Below are 5,072 nucleotides of genomic sequence, written 5' to 3'. Positions count from 1 at the left end.
GCGGCAGCGGACTGTAACTCCGCCGGGGAGACCCACGCCTGGTTCGATTCCAGGGTCGCCCACCACTTTCCCCATAGGGATTGCTGGTGATCGTTGAGCTCATGTTCCCCGAACTGTTTCACACTGCGCGCCTTGCCCCGGCCTGTGGCTGCGTGATCAGACCAGCCACCACCCTTTCACCTTCAACTGGTTGCGAACCTGCTTTTCCGGAAGCGGCTTTGTCAGGTCGGAAAACATCGGGCGCACCTTCTGACGCCCTTTCTCTTGATAAACCAGCCTGCGCGCCGGCTCCCATTCGCGAAGAACGCGCCTGATTTCCTTGGCCGAAATCGCGTTTTCCAGCACCGCCATGGTATGCTCGTTCTCGCGCGCATAAAGCAGCGGCAGCTTGCGATAATGACAGGTGATATCGCCATCCATGCCCTCCAGTTCGGGCCCCGGACGACCGCCCCCCAGGCTGTGGATGACTAGGGGCAACACGATCTGGTCCAGCCACGGATCCATGATCTGACAGGCCAGTTCATCATGCGGGGCATCCCGCAGAGCCAGCGCCCAGCCCAGAAAGCGCTGGCCGAAGACTGCGGGATCGGCACCGAAGAACCAGCCTGCATTGAAATACAGATAGCGTTCCCAATGCTCGTCCGGCTGCGACAGATCCAGTGACGACGGAAACTCCAGCCCGAAACGGTCATAGATCGACTGCCAGATCGCCCCATGGCCGGGGCCATAAAGGGGCGGCTGTGGCCACGTTCCTTCGCGCCGCATCGAAGCAGACGGTCGCTCGAAATCAAAGGCGACCTGGTCCAGTGGGCCTTTGATCAGCGTGTCCGTGTCAAGGAAAAGAAAAGGCTGTTGTTGGGGAAGCAGCGCAAGAGCCTCGATCTTGTTCCCTTGCGGATAGGACGCGCCGAAATGGCGTGCGGTGAAAGGCAGGATCGTTCCGCCCAAGGCTTCGATCAGGTCGCGGCATGGGGAGGAAATTGCCACCTCATGCCCCGCCCAAGCCCCCTCTGGTCGGGGCTCCGCCACAATGATCCGGCCGCTCCAGTCCGGGACATTCTGCCGCAGGCTGGCCAGACAGATCACCGCCTCGTATTCCAGCCGCCCAGCTTGAGCCACGATCAGCAGATTGGGTGTCACATTGCACTGCGAAGCCATGGCGATCCCTTGAATGCATCTTCATGCCCAACAACCATGACGGGAGGAAAATATCCAGACACACTGGCTTTGATCTCGGCCCGACAGGCGGATCACGTTGCCTGCGGGAATGCCATCACTTCCGGTCATGCCCCGGCAAAGGGGGTGCCAGACGAATGGGACCGTGCAGTTCAGTCAACGAAACCTCTCTGCCCTTCTGCAGGATGCGGATCAACCCTTGCTGGGCCAGATGGGTGGCCTCGTCACGGACAGGCTGCATCAGCGGCCGCCAGTCCGCTGCAGCGGCGCGGGCGATCTGGCTGGGACAGCAGGTCGTGCCTGGACGAAGGGACCCGACCTGCGCAAGGATCGCCTTGCGCAGGTCGGTCCGGGTCAGGCCGACAAAACCTCGTCGCAGCGGGCGCAGACGCCGGGATGGCGATGCGTTCCCACGTCGGGCAGGATCCTCCAGCATCGCTGGCATTTCTCACCATCGGCCGTTTCGAAGACCACGCCGATGCCGGGGGCCTCGGACATGCGGAAGGCCTCGGTGGGAACCGGATCCCGCGTCAGCGACAGATCCGAGGTGATGCAGATATCGGCAAAGGCCACTGATTTCAGCGCCGCCAGCATCTCGGCATCCTCCACATGGACGACGGGTGCGGCCTCGAGGCTCGCGCCGATGGTCTTGTCGGTCCGCTTGACCTCCAAAGCTGCGGTCACGACGCGACGGGCGCGCCGCACATGGTCCCATTTCGCGGCCAAAGGCTCGTTCAGCCAGTCGGCCGGCGTTTCCGGGAAGTCGTGCAGATGCACGCTGTCGTCCTCGGACGGGAAGCGCGACAGCCAGACATCTTCCATGGTGAAGGGCAGGATCGGCGCCAGCCATGCCACCAGCCGGTGATACAGGATATCCAGCACGGTCCGCGCGGCCCGGCGGCGCGGACTGTCGGGCGCGTCGCAATACAGCGCGTCCTTGCGGATGTCGAAATAGAAGGCCGACAGGTCCACCGTGCAGAACTGGAACAGCGTCTGGAAGACGCCCTGGAAATCGAAGGTCTCGTAGCCCTTGCGGACCTGGTGATCCAGCTGCGCCAGCCGGTGCAGCACCCACTGCTCCAGTTCGGGCATGTCGTTGGCCGGCAACCGCTCGGCCTCGTCCCACTCCGCCAGGGCGCCCAAGAGGAAGCGCAGCGTGTTGCGCAGCCGGCGATAGCTGTCGGCCGTCCCTTTCAGGATCTCAGGTCCGATGCGCTGGTCGGCGGTGTAATCCGCCTGCGCCACCCACAGGCGCAGGATGTCCGCGCCGTATTGCTCGATGACCTTGGCAGGCACGATCGTGTTGCCAAGCGACTTGGACATCTTCATGCCCTTCTCGTCCAGCGTGAAGCCATGCGTAACCACATTGCGGTAAGGCGCACGGCCCTTGGTCGCGCTGGCCTGCAACAGCGATGACTGGAACCAGCCGCGATGCTGGTCCGTGCCCTCTAGATAGACATCCGCAATCCCGTCGGGCGCGCCATCGGCCCGGTCGCGCAGCACGAAGGCATGGGTCGAGCCGCTGTCGAACCACACGTCCAACACGTCCATGACCTGCTCGTAATCCTCCGGGTTCACGATCCCGTCCAGCATCTGCGCCTTGAAGCCCGCGCGGTACCAGACATCCGCGCCGTCCTGTTCAAAGGCCGCGATGATGCGTTCGTTCACCTGTGCGTCACGCAACAGGAAATCGGCGTCCGTCGGTTTCGCACCTTTTTTCACGAAGCAGGTCAGCGGCACGCCCCAGGCCCGCTGGCGCGACAGAACCCAGTCGGGGCGGTTCTCGACCATCGAATGGATGCGGTTCCGCCCCGTCTGCGGCCACCACTTGACCAGCTTGTCGATCGAGGTCAGCGCCCGCGAGCGGATCGTGTCGCCGTGCTGGCCCATCCCGTCGTCCAGTGCCTTGTCGATGGCGGCGAACCATTGCGGAGTGTTGCGATAGATCAGCGGCGCCTTGGACCGCCAGCTGTGCGGATAGCTGTGCTTGATCTTGCCCTTGGCCAGAAGCGCGCCCGCCCAGGCCAACTGCTTGATGACGCTGACATTGGCCGGGCCATCCTTGCCGTCGGGGGCGATGATCGCCTCGCCGCCGAACAGCGGCAGATCCTTGCGATAGGAGCCATCCGGCTCGACATTGTAGGTCATGGGCAGCTTGAAGCGCAGACCCAGCTGATAGTCATCGTCGCCGTGGCTGGGCGCGGTATGGACAAAGCCCGTGCCCGCCTCGTCCGTGACATGATCGCCCGGCAGCATGGGAACATCATAATCCCATTCGGCCGCGCCCCCTTCGACCCCGCGCAGGGGATGGGCCAGCGTCAGGCTTGCCAGTTCATCAGCGGACACCTCGCGCAGCCGCGTGAAACCCTCGACCTTGGCGGATTTCATCACGCCCTCGGCCAGCGCATCGGCCAACACCACGGTCTCGCCCGCCTGTCCCGTCGCATTCTCGGCCACGGCCTCGACCTGATACAGGCCATAGGCGATGGTCGGGTTATAGGCGACAGCGCGGTTCTGCGGAATCGTCCAAGGCGTCGTGGTCCAGATCACGACCGCGGCCTCCAGCAGATCGCTGCGCATGCAGCCGTCCAGTTCCGCGAACCCGGACTGCGAGGCGACCGGAAACCTCACCCAGATCGTGTGGCTGGTGTGGTCGTGGTATTCGACCTCGGCCTCGGCCAGCGCCGTCTTTTCAACCGGCGACCACATCACGGGCTTCGATCCTTGGTAGAGTGAGCCGTTCATCAACAGCTTCATGAATTCGGCCGCGATCACCGCCTCGGCATGGAAATCCATGGTCAGATAGGGATCATCCCACTTGCCGGTGATGCCCAGGCGCTGGAACTCCTCGCGCTGGATGTCGACCCATTCATCGGCAAAACGACGGCATTCCTGCCGGAACTCGACCACGTCGACCGCATCCTTGTCGCGGCCCTCGTTGCGGTACTTTTCCTCTATTTTCCATTCGATCGGCAGCCCGTGGCAGTCCCAGCCGGGAACATAGCGCGCGTCACGGCCCATCATCTGGTGACTGCGCACGATGATGTCCTTGATCGTCTTGTTCAGCGCGTGGCCGATATGCAGATGCCCGTTCGCATAGGGCGGTCCATCATGCAGCACAAAGGGCGCACGCCCTTGGGCCTTCTCGCGCAGCCGGTCATAAACGCCGATCCGCGCCCAACGTTCCAGCCACTCGGGCTCGCGCTGCGGCAGGCCCGCGCGCATCGGAAAATCGGTCTGGGGCAAGAAGACAGTGTCGCGATAGTCGGGGGTTTCGGCGCTCATGGGCGTTCCTCAGGGTCGGCAGTCGGTTCGAAAAAGCATGCGCATCCCGGCAGCGCGAAACCTCACGCCACCGGGCCGCTAATTCGTATGACAAAGCCCGCAAAATCCATGCGCCCTCTATAGAAACGCCGGCCCGCCCCCGCAAGCGCCCCTTCAGCCGCGGCCGCGATAGCCCGCAACGCCCTGGTCGGGCAGCCAGACGCCTTCGGGAACGGCGCCCGTCTGCCAAAAGACGTCGATGGGCATGCCGCCACGCGGATACCAGTATCCGCCGATGCGCAGCCAGCGCGGATCCAGCAGCGCGACCAGCCGCTTGCCGATGCCCACGGTGCAGTCTTCGTGAAAGGCGCCGTGGTTGCGGAAGCTGCCCAGGAACAGCTTCAGCGACTTGGATTCGACCAGCCAGTCGCCCGGCACATAGTCGATCACCAGATGCGCAAAGTCGGGCTGGCCCGTCAGCGGACAAAGGCTGGTGAACTCGGGCTGGGTGAAACGGACCACATAGGCCTCGCCCGGCTGCGGGTTCGGCACCCGTTCCAGCACGGCCTCTTCAGGCGATTGCGGCAAGGGGGCATTGGCGCCAAGCTGGGTCAGGGCTTCGGTGTAATGGC

4 protein-coding genes are annotated in these 5,072 nt (G+C 63.7%); all 4 read right to left on the bottom strand.

The genetic code is table 11. The features are described 5' to 3' along the window. Positions 1–156: 156 nt before the first annotated feature. Positions 157–1,158 (bottom strand): hypothetical protein, encoded by a 1,002-nt coding sequence (locus ACLHHB_RS09795; RefSeq protein ID WP_410218096.1) that lies wholly within the window; start codon positions 1,156–1,158, stop codon positions 157–159. A 115-nt stretch (positions 1,159–1,273) separates the two neighbouring features. Further along, entirely contained in the window at positions 1,274–1,612 is a 339-nt protein-coding gene (locus ACLHHB_RS09790) for a DUF3253 domain-containing protein (RefSeq protein WP_410218095.1), read from the bottom strand. After that, positions 1,531–4,461 (bottom strand): isoleucine--tRNA ligase, encoded by a 2,931-nt coding sequence (gene ileS / locus ACLHHB_RS09785; protein ID WP_410218094.1) that lies wholly within the window; start codon positions 4,459–4,461, stop codon positions 1,531–1,533. Before ileS ends, ACLHHB_RS09790 begins: the two co-directional genes overlap by 82 nt. Before the next feature lie 153 nt (positions 4,462–4,614). After that, a complete protein-coding gene (gene queF / locus ACLHHB_RS09780) occupies positions 4,615–5,055 on the bottom strand; it encodes a preQ(1) synthase (protein ID WP_410218097.1) in 441 nt (146 codons plus the stop codon). Positions 5,056–5,072: the final 17 nt, after the last annotated feature.

It is taken from the genome of Paracoccus sp. (in: a-proteobacteria), from assembly GCF_046462195.1.
Taxonomy (GTDB): Bacteria; Pseudomonadota; Alphaproteobacteria; order Rhodobacterales; family Rhodobacteraceae; genus Paracoccus.
The sequence above is the reverse complement of the archived record's forward strand: the minus strand, read 5'-3'. Positions and strand labels throughout refer to the sequence as shown.

Bases quoted from the DNA above. Each gene is read 5' to 3' on its own strand.
- ACLHHB_RS09795 (WP_410218096.1), bottom strand. From the start codon at position 1,158: ATGGCTTCGCAGTGCAATGTGACACCCAATCTGCTGATCGTGGCTCAA.
- ACLHHB_RS09790 (WP_410218095.1), bottom strand. From the start codon at position 1,612: ATGCTGGAGGATCCTGCCCGACGTGGGAACGCATCGCCATCCCGGCGT.
- ileS (WP_410218094.1), bottom strand. From the start codon at position 4,461: ATGAGCGCCGAAACCCCCGACTATCGCGACACTGTCTTCTTGCCCCAG.